We start from the raw sequence: 25,928 nt of genomic DNA, 5'->3' as shown, positions 1-25,928 counted from the left end.
AGTTTATTAAAATGTTATTCTATTTAAGGGTAGTTGGCTTCTTACCAATCTTTTTTATAAATAAGATATGATAAGAAAAATCTAAAGGTTTTATATTACTCTTTGCTCTTCAAATTCTATAGAAACAAATGACTATTTCAGTACTGTTTTCACATTTAAACAATTGTTTCTATTTTTTCGTTTGTTCCAGCATAATTGGAAAATATGGAAAAGGAAACCTCCTGATGATCCACAAATACTCTATCTATTTTCTTCTTATTTTGTTTGATTGCAAGTCTTGTTTGAGTGTGAACTAACTATTGCTATAACATTAACTCTATGTTACTCAAATGTAGAGTTTTACCTCATATCTCCATACTGGTAGCCACCAGTTTTTGTCACTTTACCACCAGTTTGAAAAGTATTTGAGTAGGTTTAATCCTATTGATTGGGTTATGGTTTTCAGACTTTAGTTCATTCTTTTCTTCTTTTTGAGAAAAAAAGCCGTTTAGCTTATTGATTTTTTAAAGCATAAAATAATAATGGGCGGAAAAAATCCACCCATGACCGCCTTCTGTACTGGTCAAAAAAATTATATCAGTAAAGAAATTAAATATATATTAAATTTGATTTAGAGATTTGTATTTGTGAAGAATTACGTCCTGTCAAAGCATAAAAAGAATGTAAAAAATTTAAAGTACAATTACCGAACAACTTTGCAAACAGCCCAAAACATCTGTGATGTATTGTTGAAATACAGGCATAATACTTCCTTCACAAACCTTTTTCTTCTACAGAATTTACTGCATATAAAAAACTTTGAGCTTTTTGTTTACGCTGTTTATTGCTAAATTCAGAATTTGCTGTATACGAATATCAAAAGGTCTGCCTGGGTTTCATATTTTCCCTATTACCTACCTCAGCAAAGTTAAAACATTCTTTTTGTGTGATTTATAAAACTTCAACTCTGTCTTTTATTGTGAGAAAATATATTTTTTGATTAAGAAAACTGCTTTATTTTTTAGAATTCCCACCTTACAAAAGCTTCCATGGCAGCATAAGTGGCAAGTCCCATTTTATGATAAGTCTCTGCTGTTTCCCTGTTTCTTTCTTCTGCTCTTTGCCAGAATTCTCTCATATCTGTTCCCTGAAATACGACTCCATCTTTTTGAGATTGATGCTTGAAAATTCCATAGCGCTTTTCCAAAATTTGGTCCGGGCTTAGGGGTACTGCCATTTCTATTTCTTCTATAGACCACTCTTTCCATGCTCCTCTATACAACCATAACCAACAATCTTTCATGTATTCCTTCGGTTTTAAACTTTTAACAGATTCGAAAATAGCATCTAAACATACTTTGTGCGTTCCATGAGGATCTGCTAAATCACCAGCTGCATATATTTGATGGGGTTTTACTTTGTCTATTATGTCTGTTACAATTTCTATGTCCTCTTTGCTCAATGGTTTTTTTTCTATTCTGCCTGTTTCATAGAAGGGCATTTCCAAAAAATGAATCCGGCTGTCTGGTATTCCCACAAAATAGCAGGTAGATCTTGCTTCTCCTTTTCTTATTAAGCCCTTTATATGTCTTACTTCAGGAATGTCTATATCGCTATTTTTCTTATTCTGTAAAAATCTGACTGCTTTTTCAAAAATCTTTTTCGCTTCACCATTTTCTATACCAAACATTTCATTGTAATCACACACAAAATTCGCAAAACGCAATGCTTCAGAATCTGCTACAGCTATATTTCCAGAGGTTTGATAGGCTACATGAACTTCATGCCCCTGCTGATGTAGTCTTATGAAAGTTCCGCCCATACTGATAATATCATCATCCGGATGCGGACTGAATATAAGAACTCTTTTCTTAGCCGGGGTTTTTCTCTCCGGTCTATTAGTATCATCTGCTCCTGGCTTACCTCCAGGCCAGCCAGTTATGGTATGTTGTAATTTATTAAAAATTTGGATATTGATATCGTAGGCAGGTCCTTTGTCTGCAAGCAAATCGCTCATTCCGTTTTCTATATAATCAGAATCGGTGAGCTTTAATATAGGTTTTTTTATTTTCTGGGCTAGTCCTAAAACGGCTTTTCGGGTCAATGCCTCCGTCCATTCTATTTTTTCTACCAGCCATGGAGTATTAATCCGGGTAAGTTTATGAGCTGCTCCCTGATCCAGTACAAAAGCAGCGTTTTTATGTTCCTGCAGATAGGAAGCCGGCACCAGGTTGGTAACAGGCCCTTCTACAGACTCTTTTATAATATTTGATTTAGATTCACCCCATGCTAATAGTATGACTCTTTTCGCTTCCATTATTTTCTTTACTCCCAATGTAATAGCTGTTCTGGGAGTATTTGACAGTCCTAAAAACTCATTGCTTGCAGCTACTCTTGTGATATGATCTAATGCTACAAGACGGGTTTTGGAGTTTTGTAAGGAGCCTGATTCATTAAACCCGATATGACCATTACCGCCAATGCCTAAAATCTGCAGATCTATCCCGCCTAAAGCTTCTATTTTAAGTTCATATTCAGTACAATAGCCTGCTATTTCTTCTTTGGATAATGTTCCGTCAGGAATGTGACAGTTTTCAGGCAGAATATCTACTTTATCAAACAATAATTCTTTCATAAAGCGGACATAACTATGTATAGAATCCGGTTCCATAGGATAATATTCATCAAGGTTGAAAGTAACTACATTTTTGAAGCTCAAGCCTTCCTCTCTGTGCATACGTACCAATTCGGCATATAAACTCTTGGGAGAGGAACCTGTTGCCAGCCCTATAATACAAGGTTGTTTTTGAGACTGCTTTACCCGTATAAGATCTGAGATCTCTTTTGCCACAGATTTTGAAGCTGAAAGCGAATCCGTGAAAATAACTGTTTCTATTTTTTCAAATCTTTTCTCAAATCCTGTAGAGGAATCTATTGTGCTTTTTAACATATTAGTTTGGTTTTGGATAGTGCTAAAATTAAATTTATATATAGAATTTATATTTCTAAATTGTTAATTAACTTTTTCAGTTAAAAAATTAGATTATTCCCATAAATTCTCTGGATAAAGCTTCTTCATTCTTAATTCTGAAATATTTTTTTGTATAATTTTTTTATCTTCAGGATAGGTAACTCCAAACCACTTGTTGTTAGATTTCAGTAATCTTACGTTAACTTTTCCAGATGCTATACTGTCGGCAACCAAAGTTGGTAAATAATATTCTGCTTTTAAACTCTGCTTGTTTTCTTCCAAAAAACGCTTAAAAGAATCACTGCCAAATTCAAAACATTTTGGTGTAAATCCCCAAAAATTCATTGATACGGTTACATCCTCTTCAATTGCTGTAAAGCTCTCATCTTCTTCTTTATACCTTAATCCGTTTTCATTTTTCTCGATATGTGTTCTTTCTGTGACGTTTAATAAGTTTCCATTAAAATCTACATCACATATTCCTCGGGAGACATAGCCATGGTCTGAAACCGTATTTTTCAATAAATAACCTATCATACTAAAATTATAAGAATTGATATCTGTTTCTTTTAGAAAATCATACATCGTCATAAAGGCATCTCTTCCATAAAAATCATCGGCATTAATAATGGCAAAATTTTCGTGCACCACATCTTTAGTAAGTAATAATGCCTGCCCAGTACCCCATGGTTTGGTACGTTCTTTATTAAGGTATTTTTCTGGAACAGTATCTATTTCCTGAAATACATATTCTATTTCGGCTTTACTTTTCATTTTTTTCTCAAACATCTCTTTAAATTCCTGTTCAAAATTCTTACGAATAATGAAAACAAATTTCTTAAAACCTGCTTGCAATGCATCATATAAAGAAAAATCTATAATAGTATCTCCCTGTGGAGTAAATGTGTCTATCTGTTTGAGACTTCCGTATCTACTGCCCATTCCGGCTGCTAAAACTATTAGTGTAGGTTGGTGATTTGTATTCATTTTTTTTAATGATGTTATTTAAAATTTCTTAGTTTTTATAAAATTCCTTCGCAGGTATTACCTTAAAAACAGTGTAATTGAAACCTTTACAAGCCCGATATTTTTATATCAAAACGATTGAATATAGAACGAAAGCAGAAATTCTCATTTTGGGGTTGGAAGATTGTGTACTCTTCCACTTTCTATTACAGCTTTCTCAAGTATTTAGACATCTTTACCGGAAACCCTTCTTTTGTCAAAATTAAGAATTAAAACAACTGTACAAACCTGTACCTACCTGTTTCTGAATGTTCACTACCAGTTGATTTGTTTTGTCCTGAAATAGATTTATTAAACGACTAAAAAATCAATGTTTCGCTTAGTTCCGCTACCGGACAAAAGATCATTAATGATCTGGGTAATGCTTTTAAAAAAATTACGGATAAAAAATCTTATCCAATCGGGACGAAAATAACTTCTCCGGATCAGACGCTAGAAGTATTTCTTCAATTTTTTTTAGCTTTCCTGAGAAGACTGTAAAGGTCCTTTGGCTTCTGATTCCGGAGAATTATTCGATTTTGAATCCGGGATTGTTTGGCAATCCAAAAATATAATGTGTTCCTATTGAAATCGCCTTTCTTACAGGGTTTATTTTTAAATTTCTTTTAATTTTTTTGTCATTTCTATTTTATTAACAAAGCTATTTCCAGACAAGTCAACTGGTAGTGAATATTTAAAAACAGGTAGGGATTAGTTTGTTAAATTACTTAAATTCTTAATTTTGAAAGAAGGCTTTCAATATAAATGTACCACAAACTAAAAACAGGAATGCAATGAGAGTATTGCCTGTAAAAAAGCCTTTTTGAGGATAAAGTTTTGAGCTATTAAAGTATTTTTTACCATTACCGTAAATAGTATACAAGTAATGTTCGGGAAGATGATTGAATACAACTATTATCCAAAAACAAGTCAAAGCTGGATGCATCCAGTGGAGATTTAAATGGCAGCTATACTCCTGTAACCTATTCATACCTTGTCATTTTATTATTTTTTTAATCAAAAATTTACACCAAATGAAAAACAATTATTTTATTCTTTTATTTCTGTTCTTCTTACAGACAGTTTATGCACAGCAATATAAGATGCCTGTAGCTTATGCAAATTCTTTACAGCCTGCACAAGCCGGACAGGAAGCCGGACAGAGTATTGATAATAATGTGAATACACTTTATCATTCTCAGTATAATTTGAGCACAGCACTTCCGGACCAGTTAAATTTCAGATTTTCCAACCGGGTAAAAAGTGTAAAAAGGTTAGTATACAAGCCTAGAACAACAGGTCCTAACGGAATCTGGACGAGTGTGAAAATTTCTTATTCTACACAATCCAATCCTACAGTCTTTACAACAGCAACCGGAGTTATTTCCTGGGCAGCGGATAATACCGCTAAAACAATAGACTTGCCCACAGCAATTGTTCATCCGGGTGTTATCAGGGTTGATGTTCTGAGTGCTCAAAATAATTTTTCAAGTTGTGCCGAGATGGAGTTTTATTCTACAGAGCAGGTGGATCCTGTACAGACAGAATGTACACTGCCAACCAATGAGTTTTCAGCTTATGCAGATATCCCGGTATTGCCTCAGGTGGCAGGATCTTCGGCTTCAAGTTTTCAACCGGGAGAAAATATTGAAAATTCCTTTGATGGCGACGTAAGTACGTTATATCATTGTGATTGGAATGCTACCGCAGCCACTTTTCCTATTTCTCTGATTTATAAGTTTGATGGGCAGACAGCTATGAATTATTTAAGGTATATACCAAGACAGGATGGTGGGCCAAACGGACTTTTCGGAAACATAAAAATAAGTTATAATACCATTTCTAATCCTGCTTACGTTACTATTTCTACTCAGAATTTCGGGCAGACCTCTGCCATAAAAACCGTAAACTTCCCCTCCGCAATTACACCTTTAAATATAAAAATTGAAATTCTTGATGGTAAAAATAACTTTGCGAGCTGTGCCGAAATGGAATTTTTTCAGACCAGTTCCAATATTTTTAATCCATCAGCTTATTCAAACATTTTTAATGATCCTATTCTCAGCACCTTAAAACCAACTGTAACCCAGCAGGATATTGATGCCATTTCCTCACCTTTCATGAAAGGATTAGCTCAGTGTTTATTTAATAATACCTACAACAGAAAATACAGAGTTCAGACTTTCACGCCATATAAAACAACTGAATCTATAAACACCCAATATAAAACAGGGAATTATAACGGATATGAAAACCCAACAGGAATAGCATTTCAGCCTAATACCACTGCTATTGTTTTTGCTAAAGATATTACGGCAGCAAACAAAGTTTACTTAAAAATAAGAGATTTTGCTACTGAAGGGTCATCTCCTGAAAAAACATATGAACTAAAAAATGGAATAAATATCATTGCTGTTAACAATGCAGGGTTAGGGTATATTTCATATTACACTGATGATGTAAACGCTGCACCTGTAACTGTAAATATTACAGCAGGTATTGTAAATGGTATTTATAAAAAAGGTACAACGTCTGCAGAATGGGCAGAAATGCTTACGAATGATGTCTATCCGAAAATTGATATAGAGGGTTATTATACAAAACTGGTTACCAATAAGTCTGCGGTAAGCAATTTCCATTTCACCACCGCTCAGCCTCTGATAGATAAGTACGATGCAATTGCCAAGTCTGAGAGAGAAATGATGGGCTTCTTTAAATTCAATAAAAACTTTAAAAACAGGCAGCTTGTTTATATGGAATCTACAGGAGGATGGTTTGCAGGAGGTTTGGGAGTTCATTTAGACCTTACCTGGGGACTGTCCAATTCAACCTCAGCACCAGGGCTGGATATCTGGGGTGTGGCACATGAATTAGGTCATATCAATCAGGTAAGACCAGGATTAAATTGGGTTGAAACAACAGAAATCACTAACAATTTATACTCATTATGGGCCTATTATAATATGTACTCACCAACAGGCAGCAACAGGTTTACGAGGCTGGAAGGTGAAATTGCCGATAAAACGGTATTTCCTAAAGTGGCAGGAAACAGATTTGGAGAAATTATTATTCAGACACAAATTAACGGGAAGAGTATTATGGATCAGTTCAGAACTGATTATGTGAATCCTGCTGACGCGAATTTCAGAAGCCTTATTCCGTTTTGGCAATTAGAATTATATTATCAGTTGGCGGGAGCTTCAAAAAATGCTTCACCCCTTGCATTTGATTCAGATATGTCTGATGAAGACACCCCTGTGGTTACCCCTGCAGTTCCAGGAGTAGATTATGCACATTGGTTTGCTACAGTAGCTGAGAAAGTAAGAAATACAAATGAAACGCAGCTCACACAAGGACAATTGCTGATGAATTTTGTAAAAAACACCTGTGATGCCGTGCAGGAAGACCTTACAGATTTCTTCACAAGCACCGGTTTTTTAAAGCCAATCAATGCAACAATATCAGATTATACCAATAATCAAATGACAATTACGCAAAGCATGATTGATGATGTGAAAAGCTACGTCCTTGCAAAAGGATATGCCAAACCTGTATCTCCGGTGATCAATTATCTTTCAGCGAATAGTGTAAATGCATTCAGGAATATGCAGCAGGTTTCCGGGGTTACGGGTGTGGGTGCACAGATTACAACCAATGCGCAAGGACAGTTTTTATTGGTTGATAATTCTAAATGGAATAATGCTGTTGCCTTTGAAACCTATAATGCAAGTAATCAGCTAATCAGTGTTTCTATTGTAGGAACAGGAGATACTACACTGGCAAATACTTATGTAGATTATCCTGCCAGTGCTCTAAACGTGTATGCTGTGGGATATAATGGACAAAAAATACTGGTTTATCCAGCATTTACGTTAGCCACTGATCATATTAAAATAAATAACAATGAATTTAGTATATATCCGAATCCTTTAAAAAATGGACAAAAATTAGTTATTGATATTAAAAATTCAAGAGAAAATTTAAAAGCGGAATTATATGATATGACAGGAAAGTTATTTATTTCAGCAAAAGGCTCTTTAAATGATATTAATAAAGAAATTAATAATAAAATCCAAGATTTGAAAACCGGAATTTATGTTATTTCAATAAATAAAGGAACCAATACCTATCAATCTAAGATTATTAAAGAATAATACCTGTATAAGTGTTACAGTCCCGAAAAAGGCTGACTAGTTTAATCATTCAAATATATTTATATCAGAATAGGAAAATTCCTATTCTGATTTTTTGTTTATTTTTAATTTCACGCTATTTTTCAATACAATGATTAAAAATAATCTTTGCTTGATATAATTAGAAAAAATTTAAATGAATATTTTTAAGACGTAATCAGCTGTTCAGCCAGTTCAGGCATTCGGCAATCTGCATTTTACTGATAAAAATTTCTGCATTCACTTCGGGTTCGGGCGAGAGCCTAAGTTCTACTTTCTGACTGGAGTGTTTGATAATCTCAGAAACAGCTTCTTTATTAATGATAAACTTACGGTTTATTTTAAAGAAGATCTCAGGGTTAAGCTTCTGAATAATATCTTTAATGGTATCATCATAAATATAGGTCTGATGATCTTTTGTAGTAAGGAAAAGATATTTTCCTGAGGCAAAAAAATAAGCCGTGTTATGTTCATCTATTGATTTAAGTTTATTTCCTTCTCTTACCATAAATCGTTTCATGATCTCTTCCTCTGCCTGGCGCAGTGATGAAATGGATTTAAGAACCGGTTCAGGATCAAAATTGTTTCTTATGGAGATAAATTTCTGTAACGCTTTATGCAGATCTTCTTCTTCAAAGGGCTTCAGAAGATAATCAATGGTAAAATGCCTGAAAACCCTCATGGCATATTCATCAAATGCAGTAATGAAAATAATGGGGGTAAAAAGTTCTACCTGCTCGAAAATTTCCAGGCTCATTCCATCGCCAAGATGAATATCCATAAAAATAAGATCTGCTGAATCTTTTTCAAAGAAGTCAATTGCCTGTTTTTTGGAACGAAGAATAACAGTCTCTGTAACAGGGACTATGCTCTGTGTATCCAAAAGATTTTTCAGATAATTCACAGCCAGCAGCTCATCTTCTATAATGGCAATTTTCATAACGATGCAAAAGTACAAAAAAACCGCTGAAACAATTAAGTTCAAGCGGTTTCCTCTGTATTGAATTTGATATGAAGTTCTATAGATTAGGGTTATTCTTCTTCGCACTCATTGGATATTCAATGGTATATCGCGGATCATTCTGCTGAAGAATATACTCTTTGCCACTGATGGTGTGGCTTATTTTTTTCTGATTTGCTCTTCTTAAGTCGAACCATCTTTGTCCTTCTAAAGCAAATTCTCTGAATCTCTCATCCAGAATAAAGTTCATAAATGCTGTAGAATCCATTGAGTTCACCGCATTTTGTACTGAAGTATATCCGTCCGGAGTATATCTGTTTTTTAAGACTTTCAGAAGTGTTTCTTTGGCTTCAGTAAGTTTATTCAACTTTAACAATGCTTCAGATTTTATAAAGTACTGTTCTGCTGTTCTGAAAGACACTTTGAATTCTAAACTTCCTCCTTTGGTGATTTTATACTTACTACCATTTTTCTCAAAATACATGCCAAACCTTTTATCTGCAGTATTATTATAGGAAGAAATAAGTTCCGGAGATGCAAAAGATAAGTTCTTTATAGAATTATCCCATGTATTGTCCAGGGCCATGATAGATTCCGGGGATGCGTAATGGTTGGGTGGCGTATTTACAGTATTCAGATTACTTAAATCACCTTTTACCGCCAGTACCTGATCTGCATAGCTTAATGCTTTGGTCCAGTCTCCTTCATATAGGGCTGTTCTTGCTTCAAAAGCCAGCAATGCTGTTTTTGAGAACCTGTAGTTAACTCCTAACGCCTGTTTTGGCTCAACCATAAGATCTTCTGCTTTTTTAAGATCTGCATGAACCTGATTGTACACTTCCTGTACAGAAGATGGTTTCAGTACCTGTTCAAGATCAATTTCAAGATTGATTGGAACTCCTCTGTCACCAGAAGCGGTAGCACTGTTGTAGGGTTTTCCGTACAGATTTACCATGTCAAAATACAAATACGCACGAAGCGCATAGGCTTCTGCTAAAATCTGATTTTTCTCCGGAGAATCCTGCATGGTTTTGCTTCCTTCATTAATGATCTGATTCAGGTAGAAGTTCACAGAATAAAAACTTACCCATGGAAATTCTGTAGATGCCGGATCATTGTTAGCATCTTTCCACATTGCCATTTCACGGTAGGAAATGAAATCTGTAGAATTATCATCAATATTCACCTCATCTGTACGAAGAGCCACCAGTGATTTGTGAACAGGATATTTTGAATAGGCGGATGTAAGTACTTTCCTGTAATCTTCAGTAGTAGTAGGAATAACTTTTCCTTCAGGCTGAATATCTAAAAATCTGTCGCATCCGATACTGCTAAAGCTGATTGCTGCAAGTGCTATGATTGCTGTAATTTTTCTCATTTTTCTCAAGTTTTAAAAAGAAACATTAAATCCTACGGTCACTGATTTAGTGATAGGCTGTGCATAAATATTACCATACGTTTCCGGATCAAAATATCCTTTATATCCGTTACTGAATACAAACAGGTTACGCCCTTCAACACTTAGTCTCAGACTCGAAATCCCCATCGGATTTGTAAATTCTTTAGGAAGTGTATACCCCAAACGGATACTGCTGATTCTGATATAGCTGATTTCTTTTGCCCATACATCCAGTAAACTGTATGCATTTGAACGGTTTCCGGTAAACCATTTATTCGCCATCCATCCGTCCGGGTTAGCTTCCATATCAGGACTTGTAATTCCCGGAAGCGAACCTCCTGCTTCGTAGATGTCTCTTGTATAGTTTCTTCCTCTGTCCAGCTCCATACCTCGGTAAGAAGGTGTTCTCATTACCGTCTGCTTCAGGTTGAATGTTGCAGAGATGGTAAGGTCAAAATTACTTACTTTAAAGGTGTTGATAATACCTCCTGTAAACTTAGGGTCTCTGTCTCCCACATAGGTAAACAGGCTTCTCAGCTCAGCATTCGAAAGCTTGGTATCTACAAGCTGTCCTGGTAAGAAATCTGCATATACATCATATAACTTAAAGAATTCTGCTGCTGAAATCTTCTGATCGCCTTTCCAGAATAATGGGTTTCCCTGTTCATCCATTCCTGCAGTTTTCAAAGCAAATACAGCATTTACCGGAAGTCCTTCTCTTGATGGAAGCAATGCATTATCACGTGGCTGCTCGCTCAATACTCTACTCTTGTTATGAGCAAAGTTGATGGTAGTGGTCCATTTGAAATTATCATGATTGATGTTTCTGGTGGATATTGCCAATTCAAAACCTTTGTTGGTAAGGCTTCCCCAGTTCATCATTGTATATTCGAATCCTGTTTCAAGAGGAGTTTCTTTCATACTGATCATGTCAGTCCCTTTTCTGCTGTAAACATCAGCGGTAAGGCTTACACGGTTATTGAACAATCCTAAATCAAGACCGAAATTAGTATTGGTTGTTTTTTCCCATCTCAGTTTATCGTTCGGAGGGCTGATAACATTGATGATGGGTTCTTTTCCTCCCGGAAGAATCGTTGCATCGTTATATTCACCGATAAAGAAAGGCGATGTATTTCTGTCTATATTTCCCTGAAGACCGTAAGATGCTCTCAGTCTAAGGTTGGATATGGCAGAAATATTTTTCATAAAGTCTTCCTTTGTTACCAGCCATGATCCTGAAACTGCCCAGATGGGAAGGTATTTATATTTTTTATTGACCCCAAACAGGTTGGTTCCGTCATATCTCACACTTCCGAAGAATGTATATTTCTGATCATAGGTATATGATGCTGTTGCAAACATGGAAGCATAAGCATTCTCTATAGGAGCTGCTTCACGATATGTTTCATATCTTTTATCAGCTGCAAAACTCGAATTCGGGAAAACAATAGCCGTAGCTCTTCTTGTTTTTGGATCATACCCGAAAGCTCTTGTGATAGTAGTATTATCTTCTGTTTTACGGATTTCCGTACCGGCCATCAAATCAATCTCATGCTTATTGATCTTTGTGCTGTACGCTGCCTGCAATTTCCAGTTGTACTGGAAGAAATCATTATCCCAGTTTTGCTTTACCGCACCAGCCGGTAGAAAGTAATTGTATTTACCGTCTTTGTAGTAACGGGTATTTTCTCTCATTTTTCTGGTGAAGTAGGTATTCTCTGCTGCAAATTTTTCTGTTTTATTAGCATCATACTGAAGTCCCAACTGAGAAGTAAATCTTAAACTTTTTGAAGCTTTATATTCTAAATCTAAAATCGCTTTCAAAGAGTTATTTTTCAGTGAATAGTTGGTATTTTCTCTTTCTTCAAGGAAGTTGAAAGGAATATAACGGTCTTCAAAACCATCCATATCTCTATCATAATTATAGCTTCCATCTGCATTGAAAGGCTTCATGTAAGGATTGGCATTTCTTGAATAATTCACAGGGTTGATTGAGGCATCAGCATCCGTTACAAAAGATTCGCGTTCACTTTGCGTTCCGAAAATAGAGATTCCTGCATTTAACTTATCGCTTAATTTATAATTGTTTTTTAAAGTCAGGTTATAACGTTTAAAACCTGTCCCGATAGTTGTTCCTTCTTCATCATAGTATCCCAGGGAGAAATAGTAGTCTGCACGGTCACTTCCTCCGGAAACACTTAATCCGTATTGTTTGTTGATAGCATTTCTGTATAACAGTTTACCCCAGTCTGTGTTGTTATTTCTTAAACCGTTAATCTGTTGGCGTGTGAATGAGTTCAACGCATCAAAACCTCCGTTTCTGAAAGCATCAAGCTGGTTGTTCTGAGTCAGAATTCTCATCACTTCTCCTTTATCTGCACGGTAAGTAAGATCTGCACGCTTGGCAAGCATGAGTTCCAGGTCTACTTTTTCAGAAGCATTTAAAAGGTTCAGTTTATCAAAATCAGGACGTGATGTTACAAAAGTATCTGCTGAAAAGTTCAGTTTCAGACTTCCTTTTTTTCCTTTTTTGGTGGTAATGGAGATCACTCCGTTTGCTGCTCTTGCTCCGTAAATAGCGGTTGCAGCGGCATCTTTAAGGATGGTGATATCTTCAATATCATTAGGATTCAATCCTGCAATAGAGAAGTTCTGAAGCTGATCAATATTATCTTTATCCGTAAAATTCGGAACATCATTTCCTTCTAACGGCAATCCGTCAATTACCCATAGCGGATCCTGAGGACCGGAAAGAGAAGCTGTCCCTCTGATTCTGATCTTCGCCGGGCTTCCCGGAGCACCCGTTTCAGGAGTTACTGCCACACCGGCAATCTGTCCTGCCAGCATCTGGTCTACACTGGCCACACCAGCCTGGCTGATGTTGTCCATTTTTACGGTAGAAACCGCTGAGGTCTGTTTACGTTTTTCAATTTTCTGATATCCGGTGATGATAACTTCCTGGATTTTATTTTTGTCTGAAACCTCAGAAGTCAGTCGGATGGTATAGTTGGTCTGTCCTTCATTCAACTGAATCACTCTGGATTCATAACCAGGATAACTTACCAAGACTGTTTTTGTATCGGCAGGGATTTCCAGGATGAATTTTCCGTCCTTATCAGTTACCGTACCTACTGACACACTTTCGATAATTCCTTCTAATTCCGTTTTTGTAGAGACAGACTGTGTCTCGATTTTTATAGATGCCCCCGTAATAACGTGAGAAGTATTTCCGTCTTCTATTTTTCCGGTGATGGTTTTCTTTTGCTGGGCCATTGCTATATTAGCAGCCAAAAGAGGTAAAAGTATTAGAGTTTTTTTCATTGCCGTTTATTTGTTTAAAGCCTCTTGAATACGAATAATTAAATCTGTGTAATGTGCTCTGGAAGCATCATCACCTCTGTATCTTGTTCTGTTCAGTAAGTCCAGAACCTTCTGAAGTTCTGCTCTCTTGTAGGTAGTGACTTCAGATACTCTTTTCATGGAAGAATAATTAATGTTTCTCAAGCCGTGATCATCTTCATGAAAATTACAGATGGTTGGGATATTCAGCGTGTTATCTGCTTTCAATCCTTTTACTGCTGTTTTTTCAAACAATTTGTTCACAGAGACAATCAAAGCATCCACATAATTTTTCTGAGTCATTTTCTCAAGCATCGTAAGGCTTCCTTTCTTACTGAAAATAGCGGTTCTTAACTGCTCAAATAAGTTCTCTACAGTGTAGATTTCTTCTTTTGATCCTGAAACCTGATGTTTTAACTCATTTTCAAGTAACCTCAACAAACGGTCGTCCATCAACAGAGAATAGATATTTGCGTACTGCATTCCTCTTGCCATAGTGTATGGTGTCTGCTCGAATGGTCCCATCGGCGAGTTTTTAACAGGATAGGTTTTTTCTGTAATCGGATTAAAGAATAACCATTCCGGAAGGTTGATCGCATTTTTAACAAGATAATCAACTGCTCTCCTCTGAATTTCTGCCGGAACAGCCTCGTAAGCTTTTTTCTTATTTCCAAAAACAGTATTGTTCAGGTAGATTCCTCCAACATTTGCCATTACGTGACCTGTATACAGATCCCATTGCCCGATCACTCCCAGATAAAGTTTTCCGGCATCGGTGTATTCTTTACCGTCTTCATACGTCCATTTCAGGAGATTATTGATCACAACTTTCAGGTTTTTCATTCCGTACTCGCTGGCTTTCATCGCATCATCACCTAAATCTTCAGACTGCGAACGCGGATCAATGGTTTCCAGATAGCTTTGCTGCTCACCATAGAAATACATCGGGTCATCTTCGTGCTTTTCAATTAAATTTTTCAGCGCTTTTTTCTCTACGAATTCATCCGGATACCAACGGTAACCCCACTCTATGGCATATTTATCGTAAAGACCAATTTTCGGAGTAATTGCTGTAACGCCATCTTCCGGCTGAGCTACGTAATTGTAACGTGCATAATCCATAATGGAAGGTGCTGTACCGCCCATTTTATCCGTAAATTCTTTGGAACGAAGCGACTCTACAGGGAATGCAAAGGATGCTCCCATATTGTGCTTCAGTCCGAAAGTGTGTCCTACTTCATGAGATGAAACAAAACGGATGGCTTCACCCATATGTTCATCACTGAATCTATTTCCTCTTGCTTTAGGATCAATAGGTCCCGTCTGAATTCTCATCCAGTCATGAAGAGAAGTCATTACATTATGCCACCAGATGATATCTGCTTCGATAATTTCACCACTTCTCGGATCTACTACGGATGGTCCCATTGCATTTGACTTTGGCGAAGCGGCGTAAGTAATCACAGAATATCTTACATCATCAATATCAAAATCTTCATCTTTTTCATCCGGCATTTTCGCAATCACTGCATTTTTGAATCCTGCCTGCTCAAACGCCGCCTGCCAGTCATGTACTCCGGCAATGATTTTCTCACGCCATTGTTTTGGAGTTGCCGGATCGATATAATAAACAATCGGTTTCTTAGGCTCTACCAGCTCTCCTCTTAAATATTTTTCTTTATCTTCATCTTTAGGTTCAAGATTCCATTTGGTAATGAAGAATTTTTCATCCATTTTCTGCTGATTGTCATTAAACGACCAGTGTTTTTCGGAGAAAAATCCTACTCTTGAATCCGCTACTCTTGGTTTCATCGGTATTTTGGAAAGTAAAACCAGATTGGTAGTAACGCCTAATGTTACCGGCAGATCTACTCCACCTTCATTGACAGAAGTAGACAATTGAGACTTCACCACAAGGTTCTTAGGAAATGTCTTCACTCCTTCTATATAAGAAAGACTTGATTTCACAGATCCTCCCAATCCTACATTGGCCAACACGTCATTAAAGCTCTTTTGGTTTCCGTCAAAAACTTTGTTGACTTTAATTGCCACAGCTGTAGAATCACTGTTTTGTGCCTCAATATCAAAGACCTCAATTACAGATTCTGAGAAGTTATCTTTCACAGATTTTGTAATGGCATCATTCTTTGGGGATGACACTTTAGGAACCACCGTTTTTACCCATACTTTTTTAGCTACAGGATCGCGGTGAAAAGAGATGACCTTATTTTCATAGTTCATTCCTTTGTTCAAACCTGCCTCATTAACCTGCATGGGTACCTGAGAAAGTTTGTTCACCACCAAAAACTGACGTCCCATTAAGCTGTCAGGAATCTCAAAATAAATATCCGTTTTTACCTGAATGGTATTAAAAAGTCCCTTTTTATAAGTTCCTTTTTTGATCAGGTCTTCAATTTTTTTTGTTTTTTTTGACGAGGATGTCTCTGTCTTATCCGTTTTTTCTTTGTTGACCTTTACCGTATCTTTATCTTTTTTCTGTGCTATTGCCATTGGTGAAGCCATAGCAAGACCGAGATACAGTGCCAGCCTGTAATTCTTCATTAAAATAGTCCGATTCATTCCAAATAGTAAATATCTTAGTTTCAGTAAGCAAAGCTATAGGTATCGTGAATCATATATATAATATTAGGGAGTGAATGGTGATATTTTGGGAGTGAATGGATTTTTATTTTTACTTCAATAATGGCAAAAAACATATGAAATATTCACCATCTACAGAAATATGAAGAAGATTATTCTTAAAATACCCATAAACCTGATTCAAATATTCAATCCCGAATTTCTCTCCCTGCACCGGTTCAGTTTTAGGCTGCCAGGTGTTCTTTACCGTGATCCCATCCTTATCAACGGTAATGATGATTTCCAGAGGCTGATCTATCGTTGCAATATTGTGTTTGGTTGCATTTTCAGTGACAATCTGAAGGGATAAATAGGGAATTCTTTTTTTCAGACTTTCAGGAGCATTTATAATCAGTTCAAATTTCAATTCTTCATCAAACCTGCTTTTCAGAAGTTCCATATATTGCTGTATAAATTTAATTTCCTGCGAAACCGGAACAATATTATCTTTTGGAGGCACTATCAGATATCTGTAAATCCTGGAAAGATTCATGGTAAACTTCTGTGCATTTTCTTTGTTAATCCCGATCAGCATATAAAGGGAGTTCAATGAATTGAAAAGAAAATGTGGATTGATATTATTTTTAAGCTGCTGAAGCTGGTTGATCACTTCTGCTTTGTGCATCTTTTCATTCTCTATCAACAGTAAATTCTTCTCAGACTGTATTTTCTCTTTTTCCTGATAAGCCAGGCTGGTGGCTCTCTGAAACAATATAAATACCGTTACAATAAGAAACAATGCTGCCAGAAAAATATAAACAGTATAAGTTTTTATTTTACTGATATTCTCATCAATAATAAAATTCACATGATTCACCACTGTATAGCCATCAAAATTATCGGTCTTCAACGGTTTTATGAAGCGGGTTACTTCAACTCCAAGATATTCTGAAACCGCTGTCCCTTTGGTATATCCCGTTTCGGTTTTGCTGGTTAACGTGTCATTCGGTTTAATATCTGTAAAACCGAAGATATTTTTTCCGATATATTTTTTTTCAGGATGGGTGATGCAAATTCCTTCTTTGGTAAAGACATAAGCATAGGTATTGGAGCTTTTGTCAACATTGATAAAATATTGATGAAGATCATCCAGACTTACCGTAGAGCCGTAGTATAATTTGTTTTTATCAGGCAGTACCAGAGAATCATAGCTCATCCAGTACATACTGTCTTTTTTAGCAATCAAAACATCTTTGAAATGCCCCGGACCGTTGTTTTTTATCACAATAGAATTCTCTTTACGATCTGTCTTCGTGAAAATACCGGATAAAGGATTATTGCTCTCAGATTTCCCTGAACTGGTGTTTTCATAATAATACCAGCTGTAAGGCAGCAGGTTTCTTTTCTTATTTAAGTCATTTAAAACCAAAGAATAATCCTTGTAATTCTTCAGACCGTCTTTCTGAATCAGGGCACGAAGCAGATACTGATAATCCTCAATATTTCTGAATTCATGTTCTATTGATTCATACTTTCGGAAAAATGTCTTCTTTGCAAAATCATCGGTATTTTTACGGCTGTCTTCTGTAATCAGAAGACTCAGAACAGCAAATGCTGCCACGGCAATCAGGCAGGCAGACAAAGCAGTAATATAAATGGACTTTTTGGATAAAGCGTGCTTAAAGTTAATAATCAAATTTTCAAAATTATAGGTTCCTCAACATATAAATTATTCGTTTGCAAAGATATAACAAAGATCTCAGGACTGGAAAGTGAATTAAATTTAGATTTCAATTTTTTAAAACCAGATGCTTTACATGGGAAATAAATCAATAATAAAAGCGTCTGAGTACTTTTATATTTTTAAACTAAAAAACAAAAACCCAGATAAGCTGAAGTCTTAAAGTTCGTTAATATCGTCATTCAGACCACAGATTCAGCATGCTATATTTTGAAAATTAATTATCTTCGCCTACAAATCTTATTTGAAAATGAAGAAGATCATCTCCGGGATATCTATTTTTTGTGCTATCGCGGCCTCTGCTCAGGAAGCCATCCAGTTTCAGGAGCTTCCATACAAAGATATTATTGCAAAAGCCAAGAAAGAAAAGAAATTGGTTTTTATTGATGCCTATGCTTCCTGGTGTGGCCCATGTAAAATGATGGAAAAAAATGTTTTCACTCAGAAAGCAGTGAGTGATTATTACAACACCAACTTCATTAATGCAAGATTTGACATGGAAAAAGGAGAAGGCAGAGACATCGCTTCGAAATTCGGTGTACGCTCCTATCCTACTTATCTTTTCCTGAATGGGGAAGGAGAGCTTGTTTCCAGAAATACAGGTTACATGGAAGAAAGCCTGTTTGTCGCTATGGCCCAGGACATCAACTCACCCGGAAATAAAAAAGGATCGCTGAAAGATCGTTTTGCCGGTGGTGAAAAAGATCCGGAATTTCTGATCAACATCATGAAGCTTAATGCCAACTCAGATTATGAATTTGCAAAAAAAGCTTCAGAAAGATACTTCCAGAACAAAAAGAAAACCGAAGAACTGACAAAAGATGAAATTGGATTTCTTCTTTACTTCGTAAAATCATCGGAAGATGCCAATTACCCTGTTTTTTCATCCAGAAAGGCAGAGATTATTAAGTTCCTTCCTGAAGAAACATACAACGAATTTGACGCCCAGCTGAAATTGGGGAAAATAGTAGAACAGTCTATTGATGATAAAAATAAAAAAATCAACGATGACTATTTCATGAAAGCTGCCGAACCATTGGTAGGAAAAGAAGCTGCTGTTAAAAAACTGAATCAGACGAAGCTCAGCTATTATGAACAGAACAGTAATTTTCCTGAATACGAAAAAGCAGCTTTAGAATATTATAAAAATTCTGATGCCTTTGATCCGAATGAGCTCCTGAGAGCAGCCTGGATCTTCGCCGATCATGTGAAAACCCCATCTTCCTTAAAGAAAGCTACCGAGTGGGCAGAAAAATCGGTTATGAGAAGTGAAACTTCAGAAAACACTTATATTCTTGCCAGGCTCTATCACCTTACAGGAAACAAAGAAATGGCAAAAAACTATGCTGAAATGTCTAAAAACATGGCTGTTCAGAGCAATAAGGATTCTCAACTGGCAGATGAATTATTAAAGCAAATAAAATAAACATTACATATAGATGAAATATAAATTATTAGCAGCAGGCATTTTAGCTTTCCTGTCGTTGGGTACATTGAGTGCTCAGGAACAGGAACAAGGAGGACAGGAGAACGGTTTATACATAAAAGGGAATGCTTTATTTGCTCCGATAGGTATTTTAAATCTGGGAATAGAAAAACAGATCAGTCCAAAATATACCCTTCAGGGAGATGTTTTTATTTCACCATGGAAGTCTTTCGCAGGACATAAACTACAGTTTTACTCAGTATCTGCAGAAGGAAGATACTACTTTACTGAAGCTTTCAAACATTGGTATATAGGTGCAAACGTAGCTTTTGCAGCTTACAATGCCTCAAAATGGAACTATTGGAATGACGATACAAGTGAAAACTGGAACGGCGAAATTCTTGTTAATTCCAATCTTTACCAAAAAGGATTCTCTGTAATGTTGGGTGTTACAGCAGGATATCAGTTCCAATTGTCTGAACGATGGAATCTTGATCTGTATGCCACTGTAGGAACCTCGCAAGGATTTTATAAAGGGTATGACAAGTCTACGGGAAGACGCTATGATTCTGCTGAGAAATTTAATAAAAGTGGTGAAATTATTCCGTACAGAGGAGGTGTCATGATTTCCTATAAATTAAAATAATACAATGAAGCTATTCGGAAAAAATCATATTATCATTTCAGTGATCACTTTTGTGATTCTTTTTTTAATGAATTATATCGGGAATGATCTTCCTGATAAATTACAAAGAGCATTAATGACTGCCTTTGCCGGAGTTGTCGGGCTTACTGTGGGACTTTTTATATTAAATAAGGGCAGAAATGATAAAAATCCGCCCCAGAATTTTGATTAATTAATTTTCATATATCACATATCGGGTTCTGATCTTTTCGAAACTTTCCAGATCTTTTTTCCATGAAACTTTAATTTCCTGAATTGATTTTCCTGCGATGATCTGTTTTCTCAATTCATCAGTTCCGGATAAAGTATCAAACCAAAAATTTTTCCCGGAAGCAGGCTTTAGGAAAAAGTCTAGTTCAGAATTTTTATAATTCTGATACGCTTTGATGACCCACTCAAGATTCAATTCTCGTAGATCTTTAGGATAACTGGAAAGGTTTTCACCATAACACAGCTTGCCGTTCAGAAAGGGATCTTTAGCCCCATAACTCGGTTTTGGAGTAAACTGATAAGGCAAATTTTCCGTCCATGGAGACCCATAAATCTGAAAAGGAAAATCTGTTCCTCTTCCTACAGAAACCTGAGTGCCTTCAAAAAAACAAAGGCTTGGATATAAATTGATGGCTTTATCATTGGGTAAATTAGGTGAAGGTTTATCAAGCATAGGATAACGCTGCTTTTTATGATAATTTTTCATCGGAACAAGCGTATATTGAGCCTGAACTCCATTTTTCAGCCATTTTTCACCATTAACCATCTTTCCGTACTCTCCTATTGTCAGCCCATAGACTACAGGAACTTCGTGTAGTCCAACAAAACTGGTCCATTTTTTTCTCAATACAGGTCCGTCAGTATATCCGTCATGGGGATTGGGACGATCCAAAACCATGATCTCCACATTATTTTCAGCACCTGCTTCCATCAGGTAAGACAAAGTGGAAATATAAGTGTAGAACCTCACGCCGACATCCTGAATATCAAAAACAACAATGTCAATTCCGGATAGTTGTTCCGGTTTTGGCTTTTTATTATTTCCATATAGAGAAACAATAGGAATTCCTGTTTTCACATCTACTCCGTTTTTTACCTTTGCACCTGCATCAGCATCTCCTCTGAAACCATGTTCCGGAGCAAAAATAGACTTGATTTTAATCCCGTTTTTTACCAGAAAATCAACCAGGTGGGTTTTATCACTCATTAAACCTGTCTGATTGGTCACCACTCCGATTGTTTTATTTTTTAAAAGTGGCAGGTAGATTTCAGGCTGGTCGGCACCCGTTTTAAAATCCGGTTGAACTTGAGTCTGAGAATAATATTGATTGAATACTCCTAAAAAAATTAGGCAAATCAGAAGTAAATTTTTAATTTTGAAATCTAAATTCATAAGCTTGAAGTTTCCTTTATATTTCTCCAGAAAAATAGCATTTTCCAAAGATAACAAAAATAACCTTTCAAGGGTTATCATCTTCATTGGCAGGCTTTCCGTAGCGTTAGGAATAATTGTTTCCTTAATTACCGTAGCCACCGGTTTTGGTTCCAAAAAAGCGATCAAAGAGAGACTGGCTGATTTCAGCGGACATATTACCGTAAGATCCACCCGTTCGAATTCTTCATACAATACTTCTGTACTGGATAATCAGGGACTGAATATTGCCAAAATAAAAGAGCTTCCCGATGTGGAAAGCACTCAAAAATATGTTACAGTTACCGGAATTATGCGTAATGAGCATAATTTTGCCGGAATTATATTTAAAGGAATAGGAAAAGATTTTGACAGTTTAAGATTTAAAAAATTCCTTATAGCCGGAACTACTCCAAAGGTAACGGAAAAAGGATTCAATAGTGATGTAGCCATTTCGCAGAAAGTAGCCAACGACCTGCATCTTAAATTGAATGACAGCATTGTAACCGTATTTTTAAAAGCTGATCAGAAACCGCTTTACCGTAAATTCAGAGTGATCGGTATTTACAGAACTGATATCAAGCTCATTGACGAACAATTTGTCATAGGAGGAATTAACCATGCCAGAAAAATTCAGGATATGAAACCTGATGAAATTGGCGGAATTGATATTTTCCTGAAAAACGTGAATGATATTGACAAAGATTTTCCTGATATTGAAAAACTGATCGGTTATAAAAACTATGCAGAAAAAGCGACTGAAAAATTCCCGCAGATTACAGACTGGATCAGTATTTTTGATACCAATATTGCTTTAATCATCATCATCATGCTGATTGTAGTGGTTATCAATATCATTATGGTTCTTCTGATCCTTATTATTGAAAGAACCAATTCTATTGGTCTTCTTAAAACATTGGGAGCAAGCAATTCACAGATAAGGGCAACTTTCATCAATTATACCCTGATTATTATGATTCCGGGACTTTTGTATGGAAATGCCATAGGATTGGGATTGATTTTAATCCAGAAATTCTTTGGAATCATTAAACTTAATCCTGAAAATTACTATGTAAGTACAGTTCCGGTAGATCTTAATCCGATTGCCATTATCTCCATCTCAGTAGGAATTCTTATCATCTCTGGATTGGCTTTGATTATTCCGAGCTACCTGATCAGTAAGATTTCTCCGGTGAAAGCAATTAAGTACAACTAACATTATAATTGATAATTGATAATTGATAATTGAAAGTTATTGGTTGTATTTCAATTGATTTCAGTGTTATCCACAACTTATCCACATGTTATCCACAGCGCAGATAATTTTAAAAGCCTTATCTTTACGCCGCTTATAAAACATTTATGAAATACGCAAAAAATATCCTTGAAACGATAGGTAACACACCGCTGGTAAAGCTTAACAAAGTATTAGGTGAAGATTTTCCGGCATTAGTATTAGCAAAAGTAGAGACCTTCAATCCCGGAAACTCAGTAAAGGACAGAATGGCTCTTAAAATGATAGAAGATGCTGAAAAAGACGGCAGACTAAAACCTGGAGGAACTATTATCGAAGGAACTTCCGGAAATACAGGAATGGGACTGGCACTGGCTGCCATCATCAAAGGGTACAAATGTATCTTTGTAACCAATTCAAAACAGTCTAAAGAAAAATGTGATATTCTTCGTGCTGTAGGGGCTGAAGTAATTGTTTGTCCTACTGACGTAAAACCTACTGATCCACGTTCTTATTATTCAGTTTCCAAAAGACTGGCAAAAGAAACAGAAAACGGATGGTATGTGAACCAATACGACAACTTATCCAACAGAGCAGCTCATTATGAGTCTACCGCTCCGGAAATCTGGGAACAGACAGAAGGAAAGCTGACTCATTTTGTGGCAGGAGCCGGAACAGGAGGTACAATTACGGGATGTGGAACATTTTTCAAAGAAAAAAATTCAGCCATCAAAGTAATCGGAGTGGATACTTACGGTTCTATTCTGAAAGAATTCCACGAAACAGGTGAACTGCATTACGACCACGCTTATACATACATTACAGAAGGAATCGGGGAAGACATCATTCCTGAAAACTATGACATGTCTGTGATTGATCATTTTGAAAAAGTAACCGATAAAGACGGAGCTGTCTATGCCAGAAAACTGGCTAAAGAAGAAGGTATTTTATGCGGATATTCTGCGGGAAGTGCTATTGCTTCACTGGTTCAGATGAAAGATCAGTTCACCAAAGATGATGTCATTGTTGTTTTACTTCATGACCACGGTTCAAGATATGTAGGAAAAATCTACAATGATGAGTGGATGAAGGAAATGGGATGGCTGGAAGAAAGCAAATAAGCTAACTTATCAATAACCAAAAACGGAGCAAAATAATTTTGCTCCGTTTTTGGTTTTTATTGATCGATTTTCACTTTATCTTTTAGTGTATTCTTGAGAAAACTGTACTCTTTTTCACTCATCGCCTTTCTGGGAAACATATAGCTGTATTTTCCTTCAAGAGAAATAAACTCGTTATTGCTTTCAGTATATTCAAAATCTTTCCATTCGCTGGTTTCTTTTTCGCCATCAATATTCACTGTGAAAAAGTTATTATCAAATCTTATTTCGTATAGTTTACATCTTTCAAGCGTACTCAGATAATGATTCACCTGCTTTTTCCATCTTGACACTTTATTAACGCTTACAGACAAAAAAACAGCACAAAGCAAAAATATAAAGCTTAAAAAGTATAAAATTCCCACACTTTCTTTACTTAAAAGATCTTTGAAAAGAAAAACAACGAAAACAATTACCGCTGCTGCAATGGTGGCAATAGTTTTACCTTTTGTAGTGGGTGAAAAAAGCAGACTTCCCTGATTACCGCTAAAATAAATATCTTCAAAAATTTTTCTGTCCGGTTTTAGTGTAATAACCTTTTCTTCATTCATAATTATAGAGTTGGCTTTAAAAAGCTACAAAACTAAACTAAATATCTTCATATTGATCACTTATGGCAGAAAGTTTATTCATCAGTTCTCTGTTTCTTCGGTTCAGAGCATCCAGTTTTTTCAGCATATTATGAATCACTTCAAGACCAGGCAGATTTATTTCAAGATCATAATGCCAGTTGGCAAATTTTTCCAGATTGGGTAAGTCTTCATACATCAGATAGTGAATATTGTTTTCAATCTGAATATTCAGCAAACCATAATCTACAAGCTCATCAAAAAAAGTGATTTCTATATTATAGATTTTTACGAGTTCTTCCCGTGATATTCTTTCACTCATAGCTTATGAATTTTTTAGTTGTTCAAAAAGTTCTTTCTGCTTCTCGGTAAGGTTGGTTGGCAGTTTTACTTCATAGGTTACAAAAAGATCGCCATGTTCTCCTTCTTTTTTATAGACAGGAAAACCTTTTCCTTTGAGTCTCACCGTCATTCCGGTTTGGGTTTCCGGTTTCACTTTAAGGTTCACACTTCCATTGAGAGTATGTACTTTTACTTCTCCGCCCAGAACCGCTGTATACAGATCAATATTGACTTTGGTTTTCAGATCATCACCGATTCTTTCAAAATCCGGATCTGCCGGAATATTGAAGGTGATGTACAAATCTCCGTTTGGACCGCCATTTATACCGGGATTTCCATGCCCTTTTAACTTGATCTGCTGCCCGTCATACACCCCTGCAGGAATAGTGATTCTTACTTTTTTACCATTGATTTCAAAAGTTTGCGGATGAGTGGTTGCAGCATCTCTTAAATTGAGATTCAATTCGGCGGTTATATCCTGTCCTTTGAATTTACCGGAAGCCCTTCCTCTCGAACTTTTACCAAATCCGCCGCCTGCTCCGCCAAACATATTCTGGAAGAAATCTGAAAAATCTTCCCCTTCACCAAAGTCTGCTCCGGAATATCCTCCGTTGTAACTCTGCTGTTGATACTGTCTTTGCTGCTGTTGCTGGGCTTTTTCGTATTCTTCGCCGTGTTTCCAGTGTTCGCCGTATTTGTCATATTTTGACCTGTTTTCCGGATTACTCAGCACTTCATTAGCTTCATTCAGTTCTTTGAATTTCTTTTCTGCTTCTTTGTCTCCGGGATTGAGATCGGGATGATGTTTTCGGGCCTGTTTCCGGTAGGCTTTTTTGATATCATCCTGTGTTGCGTTTTTATCTACGCCTAAAATTTTATAGTAATCTATATAAGCCATAGAAATGTAGTTTACTCAAATTTATGAATTTTAGGTCTGAAAATTGTATAACAGAATGTTAAAAA

The 25,928-nt window shown here is 36.2% G+C and carries 17 protein-coding genes; 6 read left to right on the top strand and 11 right to left on the bottom strand.

Translation table 11 applies throughout. The features are described from left to right. Positions 1-1,000: 1,000 nt before the first annotated feature. Together nagB and EK417_RS14960 are read right to left on the bottom strand one after the other, a co-directional pair. Positions 1,001-2,929 carry a glucosamine-6-phosphate deaminase gene (nagB, locus tag EK417_RS14965; RefSeq protein ID WP_136522600.1) on the bottom strand — a complete coding sequence of 643 codons (1,929 nt, stop codon included), beginning with the start codon at positions 2,927-2,929 and terminating at the stop codon, positions 1,001-1,003. A 93-nt stretch (positions 2,930-3,022) separates the two neighbouring features. Continuing rightward, complete coding sequence (locus EK417_RS14960) at positions 3,023-3,937, bottom strand: nucleotidyltransferase family protein (RefSeq protein ID WP_136522598.1); 915 nt, start codon at positions 3,935-3,937, stop codon at positions 3,023-3,025. A gap of 1,052 nt (positions 3,938-4,989) precedes the next feature. Between EK417_RS14960 and EK417_RS14955 the strand changes: the two genes are divergently transcribed. Further along, complete coding sequence (locus EK417_RS14955; RefSeq protein WP_136522597.1) at positions 4,990-8,109, top strand: M60 family metallopeptidase; 3,120 nt, start codon at positions 4,990-4,992, stop codon at positions 8,107-8,109. A 196-nt stretch (positions 8,110-8,305) separates the two neighbouring features. On the opposite strand, the gene EK417_RS14950 is transcribed toward EK417_RS14955, so the two are convergent. The 5 genes from EK417_RS14950 to EK417_RS14930 form a co-directional block, all read right to left on the bottom strand. Continuing rightward, positions 8,306-9,067, bottom strand: a complete 762-nt coding sequence (locus tag EK417_RS14950; RefSeq protein WP_076596085.1) for a LytR/AlgR family response regulator transcription factor — start codon at positions 9,065-9,067, stop codon at positions 8,306-8,308. Positions 9,068-9,146: 79 nt separating this feature from the next. Then, positions 9,147-10,466, bottom strand: coding sequence for a RagB/SusD family nutrient uptake outer membrane protein (locus tag EK417_RS14945; protein ID WP_136522596.1), 1,320 nt, complete (start codon positions 10,464-10,466; stop codon positions 9,147-9,149). A 12-nt stretch (positions 10,467-10,478) separates the two neighbouring features. Next, on the bottom strand, positions 10,479-13,808 hold the full coding sequence (locus EK417_RS14940) for a SusC/RagA family TonB-linked outer membrane protein (RefSeq protein WP_136522595.1): 3,330 nt from the start codon (positions 13,806-13,808) through the stop codon (positions 10,479-10,481). 6 nt (positions 13,809-13,814) lie between these two features. After that, entirely contained in the window at positions 13,815-16,388 is a 2,574-nt protein-coding gene (locus EK417_RS14935; RefSeq protein ID WP_228402527.1) for a zinc-dependent metalloprotease, read from the bottom strand. Positions 16,389-16,518: 130 nt separating this feature from the next. Next, on the bottom strand, positions 16,519-18,102 hold the full coding sequence (locus EK417_RS14930; RefSeq protein WP_110366760.1) for a sensor histidine kinase: 1,584 nt from the start codon (positions 18,100-18,102) through the stop codon (positions 16,519-16,521). A gap of 295 nt (positions 18,103-18,397) precedes the next feature. On the opposite strand from EK417_RS14930, the gene EK417_RS14925 reads away from it, so the two are divergent. The 3 genes from EK417_RS14925 to EK417_RS14915 are packed head-to-tail and all read left to right on the top strand — an operon-like array spanning position 18,398 to position 20,430. Further along, complete coding sequence (locus EK417_RS14925) at positions 18,398-19,573, top strand: thioredoxin family protein (RefSeq protein ID WP_136522594.1); 1,176 nt, start codon at positions 18,398-18,400, stop codon at positions 19,571-19,573. A 13-nt stretch (positions 19,574-19,586) separates the two neighbouring features. After that, positions 19,587-20,219: a DUF3575 domain-containing protein gene (locus EK417_RS14920; protein ID WP_076596091.1), complete on the top strand. Its 633-nt coding sequence runs from the start codon at positions 19,587-19,589 to the stop codon at positions 20,217-20,219. 4 nt (positions 20,220-20,223) lie between these two features. Then, complete coding sequence (locus EK417_RS14915) at positions 20,224-20,430, top strand: hypothetical protein (protein ID WP_076596092.1); 207 nt, start codon at positions 20,224-20,226, stop codon at positions 20,428-20,430. Here EK417_RS14915 and EK417_RS14910 read toward each other — a convergent pair whose 3' ends face one another. Continuing rightward, positions 20,431-21,642, bottom strand: coding sequence for an exo-beta-N-acetylmuramidase NamZ family protein (locus EK417_RS14910; protein WP_076596160.1), 1,212 nt, complete (start codon positions 21,640-21,642; stop codon positions 20,431-20,433). A gap of 4 nt (positions 21,643-21,646) precedes the next feature. Here EK417_RS14910 and EK417_RS14905 point away from each other — a divergent pair, with 4 nt between their 5' ends. Further along, complete coding sequence (locus EK417_RS14905) at positions 21,647-22,876, top strand: ABC transporter permease (protein ID WP_136522593.1); 1,230 nt, start codon at positions 21,647-21,649, stop codon at positions 22,874-22,876. 146 nt (positions 22,877-23,022) lie between these two features. Then, on the top strand, positions 23,023-24,015 hold the full coding sequence (locus tag EK417_RS14900) for a PLP-dependent cysteine synthase family protein (RefSeq protein WP_136522591.1): 993 nt from the start codon (positions 23,023-23,025) through the stop codon (positions 24,013-24,015). Positions 24,016-24,071: 56 nt separating this feature from the next. Here the strand turns inward: EK417_RS14900 and EK417_RS14895 are convergent, their stop codons facing one another. The 3 genes from EK417_RS14895 to EK417_RS14885 are packed head-to-tail and all read right to left on the bottom strand — an operon-like array spanning position 24,072 to position 25,863. Then, complete coding sequence (locus EK417_RS14895; RefSeq protein WP_076596095.1) at positions 24,072-24,605, bottom strand: hypothetical protein; 534 nt, start codon at positions 24,603-24,605, stop codon at positions 24,072-24,074. A 37-nt stretch (positions 24,606-24,642) separates the two neighbouring features. Next, positions 24,643-24,945, bottom strand: coding sequence for a chaperone modulator CbpM (locus EK417_RS14890; protein ID WP_076596096.1), 303 nt, complete (start codon positions 24,943-24,945; stop codon positions 24,643-24,645). Between the two features lie 3 nt (positions 24,946-24,948). Then, positions 24,949-25,863: a DnaJ C-terminal domain-containing protein gene (locus EK417_RS14885; RefSeq protein WP_136522590.1), complete on the bottom strand. Its 915-nt coding sequence runs from the start codon at positions 25,861-25,863 to the stop codon at positions 24,949-24,951. Positions 25,864-25,928: the final 65 nt, after the last annotated feature.

The sequence above is a fragment of the Chryseobacterium candidae genome (genome assembly GCF_004916905.1).
GTDB classification, from domain to species: Bacteria; Bacteroidota; Bacteroidia; order Flavobacteriales; family Weeksellaceae; genus Chryseobacterium; species Chryseobacterium candidae.
The sequence above is the reverse complement of the archived record's forward strand: the minus strand, read 5'-3'. Positions and strand labels throughout refer to the sequence as shown.

What these genes read in the sequence shown, in the direction of transcription:
- EK417_RS14915 (WP_076596092.1), top strand. Translation starts at nt 20,224, where the DNA reads ATGAAGCTATTCGGAAAAAATCATATTATCATTTCAGTGATCACTTTT.
- EK417_RS14890 (WP_076596096.1), bottom strand. Translation starts at nt 24,945, where the DNA reads ATGAGTGAAAGAATATCACGGGAAGAACTCGTAAAAATCTATAATATA.
- EK417_RS14960 (WP_136522598.1), bottom strand. Translation starts at nt 3,937, where the DNA reads ATGAATACAAATCACCAACCTACACTAATAGTTTTAGCAGCCGGAATG.
- nagB (WP_136522600.1), bottom strand. Translation starts at nt 2,929, where the DNA reads ATGTTAAAAAGCACAATAGATTCCTCTACAGGATTTGAGAAAAGATTT.
- EK417_RS14900 (WP_136522591.1), top strand. Translation starts at nt 23,023, where the DNA reads ATGAAATACGCAAAAAATATCCTTGAAACGATAGGTAACACACCGCTG.
- EK417_RS14945 (WP_136522596.1), bottom strand. Translation starts at nt 10,466, where the DNA reads ATGAGAAAAATTACAGCAATCATAGCACTTGCAGCAATCAGCTTTAGC.
- EK417_RS14895 (WP_076596095.1), bottom strand. Translation starts at nt 24,605, where the DNA reads ATGAATGAAGAAAAGGTTATTACACTAAAACCGGACAGAAAAATTTTT.
- EK417_RS14885 (WP_136522590.1), bottom strand. Translation starts at nt 25,863, where the DNA reads ATGGCTTATATAGATTACTATAAAATTTTAGGCGTAGATAAAAACGCA.
- EK417_RS14925 (WP_136522594.1), top strand. Translation starts at nt 18,398, where the DNA reads ATGAAGAAGATCATCTCCGGGATATCTATTTTTTGTGCTATCGCGGCC.
- EK417_RS14950 (WP_076596085.1), bottom strand. Translation starts at nt 9,067, where the DNA reads ATGAAAATTGCCATTATAGAAGATGAGCTGCTGGCTGTGAATTATCTG.
- EK417_RS14920 (WP_076596091.1), top strand. Translation starts at nt 19,587, where the DNA reads ATGAAATATAAATTATTAGCAGCAGGCATTTTAGCTTTCCTGTCGTTG.
- EK417_RS14955 (WP_136522597.1), top strand. Translation starts at nt 4,990, where the DNA reads ATGAAAAACAATTATTTTATTCTTTTATTTCTGTTCTTCTTACAGACA.
- EK417_RS14935 (WP_228402527.1), bottom strand. Translation starts at nt 16,388, where the DNA reads ATGAAGAATTACAGGCTGGCACTGTATCTCGGTCTTGCTATGGCTTCA.
- EK417_RS14940 (WP_136522595.1), bottom strand. Translation starts at nt 13,808, where the DNA reads ATGAAAAAAACTCTAATACTTTTACCTCTTTTGGCTGCTAATATAGCA.
- EK417_RS14910 (WP_076596160.1), bottom strand. Translation starts at nt 21,642, where the DNA reads ATGAATTTAGATTTCAAAATTAAAAATTTACTTCTGATTTGCCTAATT.